This window comes from Serinicoccus profundi, from assembly GCF_008001015.1.
Taxonomy (GTDB): domain Bacteria; phylum Actinomycetota; class Actinomycetes; order Actinomycetales; family Dermatophilaceae; genus Ornithinicoccus; species Ornithinicoccus profundi.
Genome location: NZ_CP042862.1, coordinates 3,422,827 through 3,440,096 on the forward strand (window position 1 = coordinate 3,422,827; position 17,270 = coordinate 3,440,096).

Sequence of the window (17,270 nt, forward strand, 5' to 3'; positions counted from 1 at the left end):
ACGAGGGGTGCGGGGCCGTCCTGAGCCGTGCCGGAGCCGTGGGTCAGACGGCGCTGGCGACCACGCTCACGGTGACGTCGGCCGCGACGTCGTCGAGCAGACGCACGTGCACGGCGTGCTCACCGAGGCTGCGGATCGGGGTGCGGACCTCGATGCGGCGCTTGTCGACCTCGGGGCCACCGCTGGCGCGGATCGCCTCGGCGATCTCACCGGGGGTGACGGCACCGAAGAGGCGACCGCCGGAGCCGGCGCGCGCCTCCACGGTGACCTCGGAGCTCTCGAGCCGGGCCTTGGCGGCGGCGGCGTCCTCGGCGCTCCGGACGGCGCGCTTGTCGCGGGCCGCCTTGATCGAGTCGACCTGCTTCTGGCCGCCCTTGGTCCAGGGCGTGGCCACCTTGCGGGGCAGCAGGAAGTTGCGGGCGTAGCCGTCCTTGACGTCGACGACGTCGCCGGCGTCACCGAGGCCGGTGACCGGCTGGGTGAGGATGATCTTCATGTCAGATGCTCCCTTGGCCGACTCAGCGGGCGGAGCTGCTGTAGGGCAGCAGCGCCATCTCGCGGGCGTTCTTGACGGCGTTGGCGATGCGGCGCTGCTCCTGCACGGAGACACCGGTCACCCGACGGGCACGGATCTTGCCCCGGTCGGAGATGAACTTGCGCAGCAGCGCGGTGTCCTTGTAGTCGATCGACTCGATCTTCGCGGACTTGAGCGGGTTCGCCTTCTTCTTCGGCTTACGCATGACGGGCTTGGCCATCGTGGTGCTCTCCCCTTTCGTGAGAGCCCGAGCTCATCGCTCGGGATGGTGGTGGTTGAACAGTGTGGTGCGTGGTGGCGCGGACCGGCTCAGAACGGCGGCTCGTCGTAGGACGGCGCGCCGCCCCAGCCCGAGCCTCCGCCGGAGGAGCCGGAGGTGTTGCCACCGGGGGTGTTGCTCGCCCCGCCGGTCGCCCAGGGGTCGTTGGCCGGCGCCTGCTGGGAGCCGGAGCCGGACTGCTGGCCGCCGGCCGGCTGACCCGACTGGCCACCCTGGCCGCCCTGGTAGCCGGACTGGCCACCCTGGCCGCCCTGCCAGCCGCCGCCGCCTCCGCCACCCTGGCCGCGCTGGGCCTTGGTGACCTGGGCGGTGGCATACCGCATGGACGGACCGACCTCGTCGACCTGCATCTCCATGACCGTGCGGTTCTCGCCCTCCTGGGTCTGCCAGGAGCGGGAGACCAGTCGGCCGGTGGCGATGACGCGGTCGCCGCGGTGCAGCGACTCCGAGACGTGCTCGGCCGCCTCGCGCCACACCGAGCAGCGCATGAACAGCGTCTCGCCGTCCTTGAACTCGTTGCTCTGCCGGTCGAACTGCCGCGGCGTGGAGGCCACGGTGAAGTTCGCGACGGCAGCACCGCTGGGGGTGAAGCGCAGCTCGGGGTCGGCGGTCAGGTTGCCGACGACGGTGATCGGAGTCTCTCCGGCCATGTCAGGTGCTCCTTGGCGTGTCGAGCGGGCGGGTGGGGGCGAGGATGCGGCGCGCGACTCAGGCGTCGCGGCGCAGCAGCTTGGTCCGCAGGACGGTCTCGTTGAGGCCGAGCTGGCGGTCCAGCTCCTGCGCGGTCGCGGGCTCCGCGGTCATGGTGACCACGGCGTAGATGCCCTCGGGCTGCTTCTTGATCTCGTAGGCCAGGCGGCGCCGGCCCATGACGTCGATCTCGTCGACGGAGCCACCGTCCTTGACGACGACGGCGAGCATCTTCTCCAGCGTGGGCTGGAGGGTGCGCTCATCGGTCTCGGGGTCGAGGATGATCATGAGTTCGTACTGACGCATGGTGAGGACCCACCTCCTTCGGTCTGTAGCGGTCACGGTCTCTCCGTGACAGGAGGGCTTCACACGTCCACCGCATCGCTGCCAGCATGCCATCATCGAGACGGCCGCCGCAGGCGTTGTCCACAGGGTCCCGGCGTGCCGGACCCCCACGGATCGCGGTGAACCCGACCACGATACCGGCCGCGGCGCGGAGGCGCCTAATCGTCAGCACGACCCGCAGGAGCCGGTGAGGTCGGCCTCATGCTCCTCTCACCTGCCCCACGACATACTGGGCGCCACCGACACCAAGGAGAGGTATGAAGATCGCCATCGCCGGCACCGGATACGTGGGGCTCTCGCTCGCCGTCGTCCTGGCCCAGCACCACGAGGTGTCCGCGCTGGACATCGACGCCGCCAAGGTCGACCTCATCAACGCGCGCCGCAGCCCGATCCACGACCCGGAGATCAGCGACTACCTCGCCACCCGGGAGCTCACCCTGCGGGCGACGACCGACCCGCAGGAGGCGTATGCCGGCGCCGCGTGGGTCGTGGTCGCGACACCGACCGACTACGACACCGAGACCAACTTCTTCGACACCCGCAGCGTGGAGTCGGTCGTGGCCGACGTCCGGCGGGTCAACCCCGACGCGGCGATCGTCATCAAGTCCACGATCCCGGTGGGCTACACCGAGCAGCTGCGCGAGGCCTACCCCGGCGCCCCGATCATCTTCAGCCCCGAGTTCCTCCGGGAGGGGCGGGCGCTGCACGACAACCTGCACCCCTCGCGCGTCATCGTCGGCGACACCGGCGAGCGCGGCCAGGAGTTCGCCGACCTGCTCCTCGAGGGCGCCGTCGACACCGACGTGCCCGTGCTGCTCACCCACTCGACCGAGGCCGAGGCGATCAAGCTCTTCGCCAACACCTACCTCGCGATGCGGGTGGCCTACTTCAACGAGCTCGACACGTATGCCGTCACCCGCGGCCTGGACACCCGACAGATCATCGAGGGCGTCGGGCTCGACCCGCGGATCGGCGCGCACTACAACAACCCGAGCTTCGGCTACGGCGGCTACTGCCTGCCCAAGGACACCCGTCAGCTGCTCGCCAACTACGGCACCGTGCCGCAGACCCTCATCACCGCGGTCGTCGACGCCAACACGACGCGGATGGACTTCATCGCCGCCGACATCCTCGACCGGCGCCCGCGCCGGGTCGGGATCTACCGGCTCATCATGAAGGCCGGGTCCGACAACTTCCGGGCCAGCAGCGTCCAGGGGGTCATGTCGAGGCTTCAGGCGAGGGGCGTGGAGATCGTCATCTACGAGCCGTCCTACGAGCGCGACACCTTCCAGGGGTGCCGGGTGCTGCGCGACCTCGACGACTTCACGCAGAGCGCAGACGTCATCATCGCCAACCGGCTCGACGACCACAGCGGGGAGTTCGGCGACAAGCTCTACACCCGCGACCTCTACGGCCGGGACTGACCTGCTGGGTCCTCGGCCCGCCGTTTGGCACCATGGGCGCTATGCCGCGCTCGGGCCACGCCTCCCTCCCCGCCCCGGCGCGGACCCGTCGGCGTGACATCGAGGGGCTGCGCGCCGTCGCGGTCCTCGCGGTCCTGCTCTACCACCTGCGGGTGCCGGGCCTCGGTGGCGGCTTCGCCGGGGTCGACGTCTTCTTCGTCATCTCCGGCTTCCTCATCACCGGGATCCTGCTGCGGGAGATCGAGCGGACGGGCCGGGTCTCCCTGCGCGACTTCTGGGCCCGGCGCGCGCGTCGGCTGCTGCCCGCCGCCCTGGTCGTCATCGCGCTCACCTTCGCGGCCGGGTGGGTCGTGCTCCCCTCCAGCAGCCGGCCGGACCTGCTGGCCGACGTGCTCGGCTCCACGCTGTATGTCGTCAACTGGGTGCTCGCCGCGCGCTCGGTCGACTACCTCGCCGAGGGTGCCGGGGTCTCCCCGCTGCAGCACTACTGGTCGCTCGCGGTGGAGGAGCAGTTCTACCTCCTCTGGCCGCTGCTCGTCGTGGTGGGCCTGGCGCTCGCGGCGCGCACCGGAGCACGGCCCCGCACCCTGCTCGCGGGGATGCTCGGGGCGATCACCGTGCTCTCCCTCCTCTGGTCGGTGACGGCCACCGCGCAGAGCCCGGCCACGGCATACTTCGTCACCCCCACCCGGCTGTGGGAGCTGGGCGCGGGGGCGCTGCTGGCCTTCGCCGCCCCCCGGTTGCGCGACCTGGGCCTCGTCGCCGCCCAGGTCGCGGCCACCCTCGGGCTGGCCCTGGTGCTCGCCACCGTGCTGCTGGTGGACGCAGGGACGCCCTGGCCGGGGACGGCGGCCCTGCTTCCGGTGCTGGGCTCGGTGCTCCTCGTCGCCGCCGGCACCTCCGGTCGCCCGACCGTCGCCGGTCGCCTGCTGTCGCTGCCGCCGATGGTCTGGCTCGGGGGGCTGTCCTACAGCATCTACCTCGTGCACTGGCCGCTGCTGGTCCTCGTCGAGGAGGCCCGCGGCGCTCTCGGCCCGGCGGGACTCGTGCTCGTCGGGGCGCTCACCGTGCTCGTCGCGTGGCTGATGCGGGTGCTCGTGGAGGACCCGGTGCGCTTCGACCGGCGGCTGTCGGCGCGGCCGGCCCGCTCGCTGCTGGCCGCGGGCACCGCGATGGCCCTGCTCTCCGGCACCGCCGGCCTGGCCTGGGCCACCCGCCCGACCCTCGAGGCCACGACGACCCTCGGGCCGGCGGCCCTCGTGGCCGACCCCGAGGCGCAGGTCTGGGAGCTCGTGGACCGTCCACGGCGGACCTACGACCGCGTCGCTCCGGTGCAGCCCGACCCCTCGCTGGCCCGGCAGGACCTGCCGGTCTACTACGCCGACGGGTGCCAGGTGCAGAACGGCGTCGCGGTCCCCGACCCCGCGTGCGTCTACGGCGACGTCGACTCGGGCACCGAGGTGGCGCTGTGGGGCGACTCCAAGCTGGGCCAGTACGCCTCCGCCTTCGACGCGATCGCGCAGGACGAGTCCTGGCGGCTGGTCTTCTACCTCAAGAGCGCGTGCTCGCCGACGGTCTCGGGCGCGGAGCACGAGGACTGCAACGCCTTCGGGCGGGAGGTGGTGCGGCAGCTCCTGGCCGACCCGCCGCACCTGGTCATCATCGGGTCCGGCGGCTTCGAGGCCCCCGAGCGCGAGGGGATGGTCGAGGGGGCGCGCACCCTCACCGACGCCGGGATCGACGTCGTCATCATCGACGACAACACCCACCCTGACCACCAGGCCTACGAGTGCGCGGCCGAGCACCCGGAGGACCTCCTCGCCTGCGAACGGCCCCCGCGGCACAACTACGGTCGCGCGCACCTGCAGCTGGTCCACGAGGCCACCGGCGCCCCGGTCATCGACCTCAACCCCTGGATCTGCCCGGAGGAGACCACCTGCCCCGCCGCGCTCGGCGGCCAGCTGGTCTACCGTCAGGGCAGCCACGTCACCGACACCTACGCCCGTTCCCTCACGCCCTTCCTCTACCGCGAGCTCAGCTCCCTCGGCCTCACCGAGGCGGGCGCGGGCGACATCGCGCTGGAGGACGTGCCGGGTCGGGCGTCCGAGCAGCAGGAGAGTCCCGGATGACCGCCGCCACCGCACCCCGGGTCGACGTCTCCGGCCGCGCCCCGGGCCGGCCGACCCTGCGCGGCGACATCGAGGGGCTGCGCGCCATCGCCGTCCTCATGGTCCTCGCCTACCACGTCGGGGTGCCCGGGTCGGGCGGCGGTTTCGCCGGGGTCGACGTCTTCTTCGTCATCTCCGGCTACCTCATCACCAGCCAGCTCGTCCGGGAGGCCCGGCGCGACGGGCGGGTGTCCTTGGCCCGCTTCTACGCCCGCCGGGCCCGCCGTCTCCTGCCGGCCGCCTCCCTGGTGCTCGTCGTGACGACCGTGGCGGGCTGGCTGCTGCTCCCCCGGGGCCGGCACGCCGACCTCGGCGCGGAGGTCATGGCCGCGACGGGGTATGTCGTCAACTGGCTCCTCGCGTGGCGGGAGGTGGACTACCTCGCCGAGGACCAGGACCCCTCGCTGGTCCAGCACTACTGGTCGCTCTCGGTCGAGGAGCAGTTCTACGTCCTCTGGCCGTTGCTCATCATCGGCGTGCTCTGGCTCGTCCGGCGCTACCGGCTGCGGCTGGTCCCGATGCTCACGCTCGTGCTCTCGACCCTCGTGCTGGCCAGCTTCGTGTGGTCGGTGACCCGGACGGCCACCTCGCCGGGCGAGGCCTACTTCGCGACCACCACCCGCGTGTGGCAGCTCGGGGTGGGGGCGCTGCTCGTGCTGCTCACCTCGCGCCTGGAGACGCTGCCGAGGGTGGCCCGCACCGTGCTGGCCGGCGCGGGGGTGGCCGGCATCGCGCTCACCGTCGTCGCGGTCGACGGGTCCACCCCGTGGCCGGGCACCGCAGCCGCCCTCCCCACGCTGGCGACCGCCGCCGTCATCGGGGCCGGGATCGCGCCCGGAGGGTCGCCGGTCGGCCGCCTGCTGGGGGTGGCTCCGCTGCGCTTCGTCGGCGCCCTGTCCTACGGCCTCTACCTCTGGCACTGGCCGATGCTGCGGCTCCTGGCCGAGCGGGTCCCCGACGCCGACCTCCTCCTCCGGCTGACCGTGGCTGCCGGGGCGGTGCTGCTGTCGTGGCTGACGCTGCACCTCGTCGAGAACCCGCTGCGCTACTCCCCGCTCATGACGCGCTCGCCCCGACCGGCCCTGCTCGGCGGCGCTGCGGCGATGGTCGTCTCGGCGGGCCTGGCCGGCGCCCTGGTGCTGAGCGCCCCGAGCCTGCAGACCGCGCAGGCCCCGACCGAGGGCGTCGGCGCCGTGACGCTCGTCACCGAGGAGAGCCGGGGTGCCGAGGAGCTGGTCATGGTCGAGGACGTCGAGGCTCTGACGCGGTGGACCGATGAGGCCGTGCCCGACCCGGCGGTGGCCGACCAGGACATCTCGCTGGCCTACCGGGCGGGGTGTCAGGTCCCCATGAGCGGCACCGAGCTGCCGCCGCAGGAAGAATGCACCTTCGGCGACCCCGAGGGCACGACCGACGTCGCCGTGGTCGGCGACTCCAAGATGGAGCAGTGGAGCTCGGCCCTGCACGCGATCGGCCTGCAGGAGGGCTGGCGGGTGAGCTTCTACACCAAGTCCGCCTGCGGCTTCGTGGGCGAGGGCCGCTCGGCGGAGTGCCACGCCTACAACGCCACCCTGGCCGACCGTCTCGGCCAGCCCGAGACCGCGCCGGACCTGGTCCTCACCTCGGTGGGCCAGGGCTACCCGGCCGATCTCGCCGGATCCATGGTCGACCTGCTCGGCCCCGTTACGGAGCAGGGCGCCGAGGTGGTGCTCCTCGCCGACACGCCATACCCCCGCCCGCAGGGGGAGCCCGAGGGGGTGAGCAGCTTCGAGTGCCTGGACCGCAACCGCGACGACATCTCCCCCTGCTGGAGCGCGGCAGACCCGGCCTCCGGCACCGCGGTGCTCACCGAGGTGGCGCAGCGCCTGGACGCGCCGCTGGTCGAGCTCTTGCCCTGGATCTGCCCGACCCCGGACGCGCTGGGTGGGTGCGCCCCGGTCATCGGCGGGGTTGTCGTCAACCGGCAGGGCAGCCACCTGTCCGCGACCTATGTCCGCAGCCTCACCCCGGTGCTGCACCACGAGCTGGCCCGCCTGGGCGTGGTCGACACCCCGCTGGAGGACATCGACTGGACCCTCCCGGAGGACCCGGCGCCCTGATCCGACCTCAGGTCGTCCCGCACCAGGCGGAGCAGGGCACGACCCGGGGCGCCCAGGTGCCAGGATCGGCGGACCGGGAGACGTGCGTCTCGGGGTAGAGCCGCGGCGCCGGGTGCTCGCCGTGCAGCAGCCCCGGCGGCCGACCGGCCATGAGGTCGAGCTCGAGCCGGCTCTGCGCCAGCTCCCAGCCGAGCCCCATCGCCTCGTCGTGGTCGTCGCGGTAGCGCTGCCGACCGCCGGGCGTGCGGGTGACCTCGCCCAGCACGACGCCCCCGTCGGTGTCGAAGAGGTCGACCCGGCAGAACGCCAGGCCCAGCGCCAGCGACACGTGCCGGGCCACCTCGACGAGGTCGGTCAGCGTGTCGGACACGGGGATGTCCGGTCCGGGCGCCTGCCCGAGACCGACCGGGCCGAGGTCGCTGCCGTCGGCGCGCAGGTAGCGGTAGGTCGCCGCCTTGAGGTCGCCGTGCCGCGCCATCCGCCGCAGCATCACCTGCTGCACCTGGCCATACGTCACGTAGATCTTGATGTCGTCCGGGATCGGCCCGCCGCCGGGCTGGCGCAGCGCCTCCTCGGCGAAGAAGGGGCCGCTGATCCGCGCGGCCGCGGCACGGCTGACGAAGTGCTCGCGCACCTCCTCCTCGGTGAGCCGCCGGGTGCCGTCCAAGAGCTCGAAGCCCTCCCCGGCCCGGCGCAGGGGCAGCACGCCGTGACTGCCCGCCCCGCCGTCCGACTTGAGCACAAACGCCTCCGGCAGCCCCGACAGGTCCAGCTGCGTCGGGTCCTCCCAGACCGCGAGGACGGTGGGCACGCGGATGCCGTGGCTGGCGGCGAACTCGTAGTTGCGCAGCTTGAACGGCACGTGCCGCAGCGGGTGCCGGCGCTGCGGGTCGAGCTCGCGCAGCTGCACCGTGATCCGCCGCAACGCGACGAGGTCGCGCGCGAAGGAGGGGCGGGCGGAGAACTCGCTGGGGTCCACCAACTGCTCCGCGCGGGCCCGCTCCTCGGCCAGGTCGCGCTCGGCCTGCGCCTGCTCGCGGCGCAGGTCGCGGATCTGGCGGGCACGGCGCCGCAGCTCCTCGTCCCGTCGGGCCAGGGGCGGGATCCGGCCGATCACCTGCTGTCGAAGGGTCATCGTGTCTCCTCGGTGGTGGAGCGGCGGGCGAGATCGGTATGCCGTGGCCGCGAGCGCCAGGTCCAGCCCGGTGGCGGGGCACCCCAGAGCCGCCGGGTCTCATGCGTGGTGCCGGTGTCGTGAGTGAGGCTGTCGTCCGGCCCGGCCGCCCGCTCGGCGAGCAGGACCAGTCCGCCCTGCTCGACCCGCACGGAACGCACCCCTGCCGGGGCGCTGCCGAGCAGGGCGTCGGGGGTCCAGCCGGGTCCGCGCGGGTCGGGGAGCGCGGGGGCCAACCAGGAGCGCAGGTCGCCCGCCGTGAGGCCGTCGTGCTCGACGACGAGGGCGTCGGCGCGGGTGCCGTCCCCCGCGCTGCGCAGCGGCAGGCGCACCGGTGAGTCGGCGGGCTCCTCGTCGTCCCCCGGCGCCGCACCGGGCGCCCCCGGGTCGGACAGGTGCGGCCGCAGATGGTCGACGAAGCCCTGGTGGCCGTAGCGCTCGCGGACGAGGGCGAGCGTGCGCTCGACCCGTTCCCGGTAGACGACCGGGTCGGCGGCATAGCGCGCCACGAGGTCCTGCGCCCGGCCCGGCTCGGCGTAGTCGAGGAGGTCGCCGAAGGTGGGGCGATGCTTGGGGTGGGCGATGGTCAGCACCCCGCTGGCCGCGGCCTCCAGCAGGGTCCGGCCGAAGGCCTCGTGCGCGTCCGGGTTGTCGAGGTAGAGGTAGACGTCCAGGTCGGCGAGGAAGGGGCGCACGTCGTCCTGCGTGGCGGGCAGGACCCTCCAGCCGGCCGGCAGCGGCGGCGGAGGGTCCCCGGCGGTGGCGCGCAGCCGCTCCACCGTCTGCTCGCCGCCGAGCATCCGCACCTCGACACCGTCGCCGAAGCGGTAGCCCGTCTCCAGCTCGCCCCACGTGGTCGGGAACTTGATCCGGTCGTCACGGGAGTGCCGACCCACGACGAGCGTCCCGCCCGCCCCGGGTGCGCGGTCGGTCGGTCGCACCGCCCAGGCGTCGGCGTCGATGAGACCGGGGTTGTCCCAGGAGGTGAGCGGCACGTCGGGGTCCTGCTCGAGCAGGACCCGGCGGATCGTCGGGCTCTGCGGGACCCACGTCACCGGCGCCCCGAAGAGCTCGCGGGCGCGCTCGGTGACGTCGCTCACGACATACCTCTGGTCGCTGCCGTCCGGCTCCAGCGGACCCTGGTTGGCCATGACGAGCACCTGGCGGACCCGCGCGACCCGGGCCAGGCGGGGCGGGTACTGCAGGATCGGTGGGTAGCGCACGAGGAGGACGTCGATGTCGACGTCGTCGTCGGGCTGGACCCAGGTCACGGCGCCGGAGCGCACGAGATCGGTGAACTGGCCGGCGAGCGGCTGGTCCTGGGCGGACATGAAGCGCAGCGCCTCGAGGTGCATCACCCCGACCCGGAGGCCGGCCTCGGTCGCGGCCCGGATCTCCTCCATCATCGAACGCTGGGGGCCGCCGAACTTGCGCCAGTCGCCCGCGACGACGAGGTCGAACCGGTCGGGTCGGGCGTCGAGCAGCGGGTGCGTCGGCCGGCTCCACCGCCGCGGCTCGGGGAGGCGTCGGGGCGCTTCGGGGTCGAGGTATGCCGTCTCCTCGCCCGCGCGGACGCCCTCGTGCCAGGGGGTGTAGAGCGCCTTGTACTGCTGCCGCGCCGGGTGCCGGTACCCGTTCGCGAACTCCTCGGAGGACAGGGTCGCCGCCCCGCCGCGCAGGATCGTCGTCGTCTCCTCGATGTCGCGCACGACCGGGCCGAAGGCGGCCTCCAGCCGGCGGGTGAACTCGGTGTCCGCGCCCTTGCGGGTGGGGTCGAAGAAGCCGATCCGGTTCATCACCGGCTGCCTGCGGAAGAGCACGGTGGCGGCGGAGGCGAAGCGTGGGAGGTAGCCCGGTCGGGTGAGGACGAGGTCGGGGCTGACCCGCACCCCCTGGGCGCGGGTCGCCATCAGCGTCGGGTCGGCGAGCAGCGGGCGCAGGCAGGTCTCCAGGGTCTGCGGGTGCCACCAGTCGTCGGAGTCCACCACGACGACGTAGTCGCCGCGAGCCAGCCGCAGCGCCGTGTTGCGGGCGCGGTAGGTCCCGCCGTTGACCGCCTTGCGGATCACCCGCACCCGCGGGTCGAGGGCGTGCGCCTCGGCCAGCAGGGCCTCGGTCTCCTCCTGGGCCGAGGCGTCGTCGACCACGAGGAGCTCCAGATCGGTCCAGGTCTGGGCGAGCACCGACCGGACAGCGGTGAGCAGCGGTGGGCCCGGGCGGTAGCTGCTCATGAGCACGGTGACCAGCCCCGAGCCCTTCACCGGCTCGACGGCCCGCGTGCTCAGGGTGTCGAGGTGGGGGGCCGCGCCGTCCTCGGGCTCGCGGAAGGCGGCCAGGCGCCCGCTGCCCAGGGCGGCGGAGAAGGCGGCGGCCCACTCGCCACCCTGGCCCGCGGTCCCGCCGTCGGCGGCGAGCCGCGGGTGCAGCGCGTCGGCGCGCACTGAGGAGGCCACGCCCGGTCGCACGCGGCGGTCCGCGACGAGGTCGACCGCGCCCCGGGGTCGCCGCCGAGCACCCGCAGCTGGGCCAGCATCTCCACGTGCTCGCGGCGCAGGGCGCCCCAGTGGGGTGAGGCCGCCAGCTGCTCGAGCAGGCCGCGCGCGACGGCGATGTCCTCGGGGTCGCCCGTCTGGACGGCCAGCACCCGTGCGTGGTCGGCGACACCGACCGGGTCGGCACCCTCGGGGATCCCGGCCCCCACCGGCCGGGCAGCCCACCGGGCGAGGTCGAGGGGGGTGTGCCCGCCCCACGCGGCCTGCGCCAGGACCTCGCGGGCGTGGACGGAGCGCGTGCGCAGGGCGGTCGCGACCAGGGCCCGCGAGCGGCGCGCCGCGATGCGGGCGTGGTCGGCGGCGACCCCCTGGGTGGTCGAGCGGTGACCGGCGTTCACCGCACGTCGTGGTCGGCCCGCACGTCCAGCCGGGCCAGCGCGTCGTCGAGGGCCACCTGCATCCGGTCCAGGCGGCCGGTGTACTGCGCCTGCAGCAGCTGCACGGCACCGAGCAGGTCGGCCTGGGAGGCCGCCGGGGCAGCCGTCGTCGGGGCCGGCTCGGCGCTCGCGGGGCCCGCCGAGCGGCGGATCTCGTCGCGCACGAAGTTGCGCAGGCTGCGGACCCGTCGCCAGGAGTCGAGCTGCACGGCCAGGACGAGCACCCCCAGCAGGCCACCGGCCGCGGCCGCGAGCACCGGCTGGTCCAGGGCCACCCCCAGCACCAGGAGAAGGGCCAGCACGAGGCCGGCCGCACTTCCGAGGAGGGGGACGAGGCGAACGGGCACGCGGCAGACCTTCCTGAACGGGATGGGGTGTCGGTGTTCCGGCACCGGGCCAGACGGTGTTCACTGTACCCGGGGTCGGCCGCCCCGGTCCGGCACGACCCACCCGAGACCCAGCCGGGGCACGAGGCAGACGTGAGGAGCTCATGACCAGCGACGCGGCCACCTCCTGGCTCACCTGGCAGCTGCGCCACGGCCCCGGAGCACGCGATCCGGTGCCGCTCTTCCACCAGGCCCTGCGCAGCCGCTCACCCGCCGCGCTCGAGGCCCTGGTGGACCTCGCCACGTGCGGCAGCCACGACGCCGCCAGCCTGCTGCAGACCGTGCTCGCCGACGGCCCTCCGCGCGCCAGCCTCCAGCCACGTCGGCGGCGCGCCCTGGCCGGCGTCGCCTTCGTCTGGGCGGGGATGCTCCGGTCGCCCGAGCAGCTGCGCGCCGCGGCCCTGGTCTTCGAGGCGTTGTGGCCCGGGGACGGGCTGTCCTGGCTCGGCCCGCAGCTGCGGATGACGAGCCTGCAGACCCTCTACCTCGCCGGGAGGTACGACCAACTCTCGACCCTGCTCAGCGGCCTGGAGGGGCTGCACCCCGACGCCGCGCACTACCTCCGCGTGGACCTCGCCAACCCGCACGGGCCCAGCTCCCTGGCGCTCGAGGAGGCGGCCTGGGAGCAGCTGCTCAGCGCGCGCTTCGTCGAGCGCGACCTGGCCCCGCTGCAGCTGCGCGACGCCGACTCCGGAGCCGGCACGGACGGGCCGAGCGCCTTCGACCGGCTCGCGGCAGCCGGCAGCGTCGCCGGGTCGGCGCCCGGTGGCGACCTCGTCACCGTCATCATGCCGAGTTGGTGCCCCGACGAGGGGCTGCTCACCGCGGTGCGCTCGATCACCGAGCAGACCTATCCGGACCTGGAGATCGTCGTGGTCGACGACTGCTCCGGCCCGGGCTACGCGGACGTCTACGCCCAGGTCGCCGCGCTCGACCCCCGGGTCAGGGTGCTGCCGATGGAGCGCAACGGCGGGTCATACCTCGGGCGGGCCGCCGCGATCGAGACCTCCCGGGGCAGCCTCATCACCTTCCAGGACGCCGACGACTGGTCGCACCCGAGCCGGATCGAGCACCAGGTGAGGGCGCTGGAGCAGGCCGGTCCCGAGGCGCCGATGACCCGCAGCCGGGCGGTCCGCGCGAAGGACGACCTCACCCACCAGTGGCTCGGCTACCGCGCCGTGCGCGAGAACGCCTCCTCCCTGCTGCTGCGCCGCAGCGTGCTGGACCGGACCGGGGGCTTCCTACCGGTGCGCAAGGGGGCTGACTCCGAGTTCGCCGAGCGGGTGTCCCGGCTGCACGGGGCGGATCGTCGACGTGGAGATCCCCCTGGCGGTCACCCGTCTGCGGGCCGGCTCCCTCTCCCGCGGCGACTTCACCTTCTCCTGGGCCGCCCCCGAGCGACGCGCCTTCCGCGCCAGCTTCATGGCGTGGCACCGTCGGCTCAGCCGGCGGCGCAAGGCGGAGGGTGAGGTCACGATCGACGACGCCACCCTCGCGGGCCTGCCCTTCCCGGTGCCGCGCAGCTGGACGCGTGGCCTGCCCGTGGAGAGGCAGCTGCCGGCGCGGCTGGACACCGCCTACCTCGGCTCCTTCACCTCACCGCCGAGCCGGGCGACCGCGTGGTTGTCCGCCGAGCTGCGCGGTTCCGCCGACGCCGAGCAGGCCGGGTTGTGGCACCAGGAGGGGCACGCCGCCACGGACCTGCGCCGGGCCGAGCTCGACCGCAGCCTCGACGACCCGCTCCTCGACCACCGGCTGTGGTTGCTCTCCCGGATGGACGCGCAGTCCGTGGGGCGGCTGGTCGTGCTCGACCTCTCGGTGCTGGCCCTCCTGGGCGGCCAGGAGGTGCGGGTGCGGGCCGAGGAGGTCGAGGTCTGGCTGAGCACCGAGACGGTCCGCCCCGGACCCTCCGGGCTGCCCGAGGACGTCCTCGGCGCTTCCGACCTGGTGCGCTCCTGGTGGGGGGTGCGACCCCGCTGGGTCATCGCGCCGTGGCTGGAGGAGTCGGAGGCGCAGGAGCTGCGTCTTGCGCTGCCCGGCCTCGACCTCACCGTGGATGGGGCTGATGATCTGCGCGCCCGCGGGGCCGTCGATCTCGGCGTGCGCGAGGCCAGCGATGCCCGCTGAGGACCCGTCCGGGGTCGTCGAGCAGGGGGAGCCCACCAGCGTCCTCGTCGTCCTCACCGGCACCCCCGACCCCCGCGGCGAACGGGTCGTGCAGGCGCTGACGCCCCTGGTGCCGACCGTGCGCGTGGTGCAGACCGGGCCCGGAGCGGCCACGGTCGAGGGGCGGCTGGTGCTGCGCGCCGGGCACGGTCGGCCCCGCTGGCAGCAGGTCGCCTTCAAGGTCGCCGAGCACACGGCGCCGCCGGCCCTGCGGGCCGCGCTCGCGGTCTGGCGTGACCCCCGGCTGAGGCCGGCCCTGCGTGAGGTCGACCTCGTCATCGCCCTGGGCCCGGGCGCCGACGCGGTCGCCGAGGTCACCCATCAGGTCGTTCCGGCGACCCGGGTGGTCACCGGTCACGATGCCGCGTGTCAGGTCGGCGAGCGGCTCGCCCTGCAGCTCCTGCCCCAGGGCCACCCCCGCCCCCGGACCGAGCTCCCGCAGGAGGAGCTGGACCTGCTGGCCCACGCGGTCTGGGTGCTCGCGGACCGAGACCCCAGCGCCGAGGTGCGTGAGCGCGCCCGGCTCCTGCCGTGGCTGACGCTGGACCGCGATCAACGAGCCCACCTCGTGGGAGCGCTCGGTCCGCTGCTGGGGGCCGACGACGTCGTGGTCCGTGGCTGGTCGCTGCTCCTGACCGACAGCAGTCACCGGGCGACGCCTGACAAGATCGCGCAGGCCGCGGCCGACCTGCTCGCGGCCGCGGACACCGTGCTCGACACCCCGTCGACCGGCACCCGCACCGATGACGAGGGAGGAGCCGCGGACGACGGTGACGGTGACGGTGACCGCGGCGACAGTCGCGACCTGACCGAGGTCGACACCGTGACCGCCGCCCGCTGGGCCGCGCTCGCCCTGCGCCTGTGGCAGGCCTGCGACGAGGAGTCGGGGCCCGCCCTCGACCTGCTCCGCCGCAGCCGGACCGGGCTCGTCCTCACCGTCCCGGTGCCCTCGCCCCCCGCCGCGCAGCCGGTCACCGGGCCCACTGCCGTGGGCGCCGGCGGGGAAACCCCACGCGCCGTCACCACGGTCGACGACGCCGCTGCGGCCCCCACCGCTGCCGACAGCGGCCATCATCGGGTCCTCCTGCTGCCGGCCGGAGGGTCAGGCCCGGCTCTGCGCACCGCGCTGCGCGTCTCCCCGGTCGTCGACGTCCTCGCCCTGTCCGGCCCGGACGTGCCGTCCTCGTTGCGCGGGCCCACCGTCCCCGACCAGCTCGTGGAGGCCCGGCTGCGCGCCGGTCTCGGGCTGCCCGTCCACGCCTACCGCACCCTCGTCGCGACGCTCCGCGAGCGCCGGCCCGACGTGGTCGTGGTGGACGGTGCGGACCAGCGGGCGGTCCTGGCCTCGCTCACCCTGCCTGCGCAGGCCCGCCTCGTCGTCCTGCTGCGCCCGGAGGACCTCGACGGGCCCTGGCTCCCCCTCGTCGACCTCGCCCGGGTGGACCGTCTCCTCGTCCCCGACGAGTCCTCCCGCGAGCGGGTCCTCGGCCAGGTCAGCGGCCCGCCTGAGCGGGTCGAGGTCCTCACCGGGCTGGCGGAGCTGCGCCACCCCGACCCGGCCGACGAGGCCGCCAGCCTGCTCCGGGAGGTCGTGCTCGGCGACATCGGGCGCCTCGCGGACCACACCGCGGCGGGAGAGCACGACGCCGCGATGCGCCTCGTCACCGACCTGCTCGCCCGCCCCGCGCACAAGGTCGGGGCCGCGGCCCTGCAGCAGGGTGCTCTGGCCACGACCAAGGCCGGGGAGCCGACCGCGCGCCTGGCCCTCCTGCGCCGGTGGGCCGAGCTCGACGACCGACCGCTCGTCGCCGCCCTGGTGCGCGAGCAGGAGGGCCGCCTGCGGGAGTTCGGCCCCGGCTGGCTCCCGGGAGACCTGCCCGCGACCGGGATCGACCCGGTCCCCGGCCGGGTGCTCCACCTGCTCAAGGCCTCGCTCCCGCACCGCACGAGCGGGTATGCCGTGCGCTCCTTCTACCTCCTGCGCGAACGGGCCCGCGCCGGTGAGGACGTCCTCGCGGCGACCGCGCTCGACTTCCCCGGAGAGCCCGTGGCCCCGGTCGAGGACGTCGGTGGCGTCCCCCACCTGCGGCTCACCCGCGAGGACGTCCCCGAGCGGGAGCCGCCCGACACCCACCTCGACGCCTTCGCCCGGCGCCTGCTCGAGGTCGTCCGCGAGCACCGCCCAGCGGTCCTGCACGCGCACTCGGGGCACCGCGGCTACGAGCTCGCCCTCGTCGCGCTGGCGGTCGGGCGCGCCACCGGCATCCCGGTGGTCTACGAGGTCCGCGGGCTCTTCGAGGGCGTGTGGACCTCGGAGGTGGAGCGGGCCACCCGCAGCGAGCTCTACCGGCTGCGCCGCGAGCTGGAGACGCGGTGCCTGGTGCAGGCCGACGCGGTGGTCACGCTGAGCGAGTCGATGCGCGAGGACATCGTGGGCCGCCCGCCGACCCGCGAGGGGTTGCGTCCCGACCCCGAGCGCGTCGTGGTCGTGCCCAACGGCGTCGACGCCGCCGCGATCGACCCCCGCCCGCCCCGGCAGGACCTCCGCGACCGACTGGGCCTCGTCGAGGCGCACGTGGTCGGCTACGTCAGCAACCTGGACCACCCGCGGGAGGGCCAGGAGGTCCTCGTGGAGGCCGTGGCGCTGCTGCGCGGGCGGGGTGTGCCGGTGAGCGCCCTGCTCGTCGGCGGCGGTCAGCGCCAGCAGGCCCTGGAGCGGCTGGCCGCCGAGCGCGGTGTCGCCGAGCACGTGGTGCTCACCGGCCAGGTGCCGCACGAGGAGGTCGGTGACTACTACGCGCTCCTCGACGTCTTCGTCGTGCCGCGCATCGATGAGCGGGCGGCCCGGCTGGTGACACCGCTCAAGCCCTACGAGGCCATGTCGATGGGGCGTGCCGGTGGTCGTCTCCGCACTGCCCGCCCTGCTGGAGATCGTCGGCGAGGGCGAGCGCGGGGCGACCTTCCCCGCGGGCGACGCGGCCGCGCTGGCCGACGTCCTGGAGGAGCTGCTGGCCGACCCGGCGCGACGCGCGTCGATGGCGCAGGAGGCACGCGCCTGGGTCCGGGAGCACCGC

Annotated in this window: 13 protein-coding genes and 2 pseudogenes; 7 read left to right on the forward strand and 8 right to left on the reverse strand. The window is 74.4% G+C overall.

What is annotated here, in order from left to right:
- Positions 1-43: 43 nt before the first annotated feature.
- The 4 genes from rplI to rpsF form a co-directional block, all read right to left on the reverse strand.
- On the reverse strand, positions 44-496 hold the full coding sequence (gene rplI, locus FA582_RS16045) for a 50S ribosomal protein L9 (protein ID WP_010147232.1): 453 nt from the start codon (positions 494-496) through the stop codon (positions 44-46).
- Positions 497-518: 22 nt separating this feature from the next.
- Complete coding sequence (gene rpsR, locus FA582_RS16050) at positions 519-755, reverse strand: 30S ribosomal protein S18 (RefSeq protein WP_010147233.1); 237 nt, start codon at positions 753-755, stop codon at positions 519-521.
- A gap of 89 nt (positions 756-844) precedes the next feature.
- Complete coding sequence (locus tag FA582_RS16055; RefSeq protein ID WP_010147234.1) at positions 845-1,465, reverse strand: single-stranded DNA-binding protein; 621 nt, start codon at positions 1,463-1,465, stop codon at positions 845-847.
- A 58-nt stretch (positions 1,466-1,523) separates the two neighbouring features.
- Entirely contained in the window at positions 1,524-1,811 is a 288-nt protein-coding gene (rpsF, locus tag FA582_RS16060; RefSeq protein ID WP_010147235.1) for a 30S ribosomal protein S6, read from the reverse strand.
- Between the two features lie 296 nt (positions 1,812-2,107).
- Between rpsF and FA582_RS16065 the strand changes: the two genes are divergently transcribed.
- Genes FA582_RS16065 through FA582_RS16075 form a run of 3 tightly spaced genes read left to right on the forward strand, consistent with a single transcriptional unit; the run spans position 2,108 to position 7,541 of the window.
- Entirely contained in the window at positions 2,108-3,274 is a 1,167-nt protein-coding gene (locus FA582_RS16065) for a nucleotide sugar dehydrogenase (protein ID WP_010147236.1), read from the forward strand.
- 41 nt (positions 3,275-3,315) lie between these two features.
- On the forward strand, positions 3,316-5,403 hold the full coding sequence (locus FA582_RS16070) for an acyltransferase family protein (protein ID WP_010147237.1): 2,088 nt from the start codon (positions 3,316-3,318) through the stop codon (positions 5,401-5,403).
- A complete protein-coding gene (locus FA582_RS16075; protein WP_010147238.1) occupies positions 5,400-7,541 on the forward strand; it encodes an acyltransferase family protein in 2,142 nt (713 codons plus the stop codon). The genes FA582_RS16070 and FA582_RS16075 overlap by 4 nt, the downstream gene beginning before the upstream one ends.
- A gap of 7 nt (positions 7,542-7,548) precedes the next feature.
- On the opposite strand, the gene FA582_RS16080 is transcribed toward FA582_RS16075, so the two are convergent.
- The 4 genes from FA582_RS16080 to FA582_RS16090 are packed head-to-tail and all read right to left on the reverse strand — an operon-like array spanning position 7,549 to position 11,991.
- Entirely contained in the window at positions 7,549-8,676 is a 1,128-nt protein-coding gene (locus tag FA582_RS16080; protein WP_010147239.1) for an ATP-grasp fold amidoligase family protein, read from the reverse strand.
- The gene (locus FA582_RS16085; protein WP_238705480.1) at positions 8,673-10,946 is read right to left on the reverse strand and encodes a glycosyltransferase family 2 protein; all 2,274 of its coding nucleotides are present in this window, start codon (positions 10,944-10,946) and stop codon (positions 8,673-8,675) included. The genes FA582_RS16080 and FA582_RS16085 overlap by 4 nt, the downstream gene beginning before the upstream one ends.
- A 50-nt stretch (positions 10,947-10,996) precedes the next feature.
- Positions 10,997-11,605 (reverse strand): hypothetical protein, encoded by a 609-nt coding sequence (locus tag FA582_RS17320; RefSeq protein ID WP_238705454.1) that lies wholly within the window; start codon positions 11,603-11,605, stop codon positions 10,997-10,999.
- Positions 11,602-11,991 carry a hypothetical protein gene (locus FA582_RS16090; protein ID WP_010147241.1) on the reverse strand — a complete coding sequence of 130 codons (390 nt, stop codon included), beginning with the start codon at positions 11,989-11,991 and terminating at the stop codon, positions 11,602-11,604. The genes FA582_RS17320 and FA582_RS16090 overlap by 4 nt, the downstream gene beginning before the upstream one ends.
- Before the next feature lie 143 nt (positions 11,992-12,134).
- Here FA582_RS16090 and FA582_RS16095 point away from each other — a divergent pair, with 143 nt between their 5' ends.
- From FA582_RS16095 to FA582_RS17780, 4 genes and pseudogenes are all read left to right on the forward strand, one after another.
- The gene (locus FA582_RS16095; protein WP_147899880.1) at positions 12,135-13,499 is read left to right on the forward strand and encodes a glycosyltransferase family 2 protein; all 1,365 of its coding nucleotides are present in this window, start codon (positions 12,135-12,137) and stop codon (positions 13,497-13,499) included.
- Positions 13,453-14,157, forward strand: coding sequence for a hypothetical protein (locus tag FA582_RS16100; RefSeq protein WP_147899881.1), 705 nt, complete (start codon positions 13,453-13,455; stop codon positions 14,155-14,157). Before FA582_RS16095 ends, FA582_RS16100 begins: the two co-directional genes overlap by 47 nt.
- Before the next feature lie 1,690 nt (positions 14,158-15,847).
- Positions 15,848-17,077, forward strand: a pseudogene (locus FA582_RS17325) (glycosyltransferase); the annotation flags it as partial.
- A gap of 16 nt (positions 17,078-17,093) precedes the next feature.
- Positions 17,094-17,195, forward strand: a pseudogene (locus tag FA582_RS17780) (hypothetical protein); the annotation flags it as partial.
- Positions 17,196-17,270 lie beyond the last annotated feature (75 nt).

Bases quoted from the DNA above. Each gene is read 5' to 3' on its own strand.
- rplI (WP_010147232.1), bottom strand. From the start codon at position 496: ATGAAGATCATCCTCACCCAGCCGGTCACCGGCCTCGGTGACGCCGGC.
- rpsR (WP_010147233.1), bottom strand. From the start codon at position 755: ATGGCCAAGCCCGTCATGCGTAAGCCGAAGAAGAAGGCGAACCCGCTC.
- FA582_RS16055 (WP_010147234.1), bottom strand. From the start codon at position 1,465: ATGGCCGGAGAGACTCCGATCACCGTCGTCGGCAACCTGACCGCCGAC.
- rpsF (WP_010147235.1), bottom strand. From the start codon at position 1,811: ATGCGTCAGTACGAACTCATGATCATCCTCGACCCCGAGACCGATGAG.
- FA582_RS16065 (WP_010147236.1), top strand. From the start codon at position 2,108: ATGAAGATCGCCATCGCCGGCACCGGATACGTGGGGCTCTCGCTCGCC.
- FA582_RS16070 (WP_010147237.1), top strand. From the start codon at position 3,316: ATGCCGCGCTCGGGCCACGCCTCCCTCCCCGCCCCGGCGCGGACCCGT.
- FA582_RS16075 (WP_010147238.1), top strand. From the start codon at position 5,400: ATGACCGCCGCCACCGCACCCCGGGTCGACGTCTCCGGCCGCGCCCCG.
- FA582_RS16080 (WP_010147239.1), bottom strand. From the start codon at position 8,676: ATGACCCTTCGACAGCAGGTGATCGGCCGGATCCCGCCCCTGGCCCGA.
- FA582_RS16085 (WP_238705480.1), bottom strand. From the start codon at position 10,946: ATGAGCAGCTACCGCCCGGGCCCACCGCTGCTCACCGCTGTCCGGTCG.
- FA582_RS16095 (WP_147899880.1), top strand. From the start codon at position 12,135: ATGACCAGCGACGCGGCCACCTCCTGGCTCACCTGGCAGCTGCGCCAC.
- FA582_RS16100 (WP_147899881.1), top strand. From the start codon at position 13,453: ATGGCGTGGCACCGTCGGCTCAGCCGGCGGCGCAAGGCGGAGGGTGAG.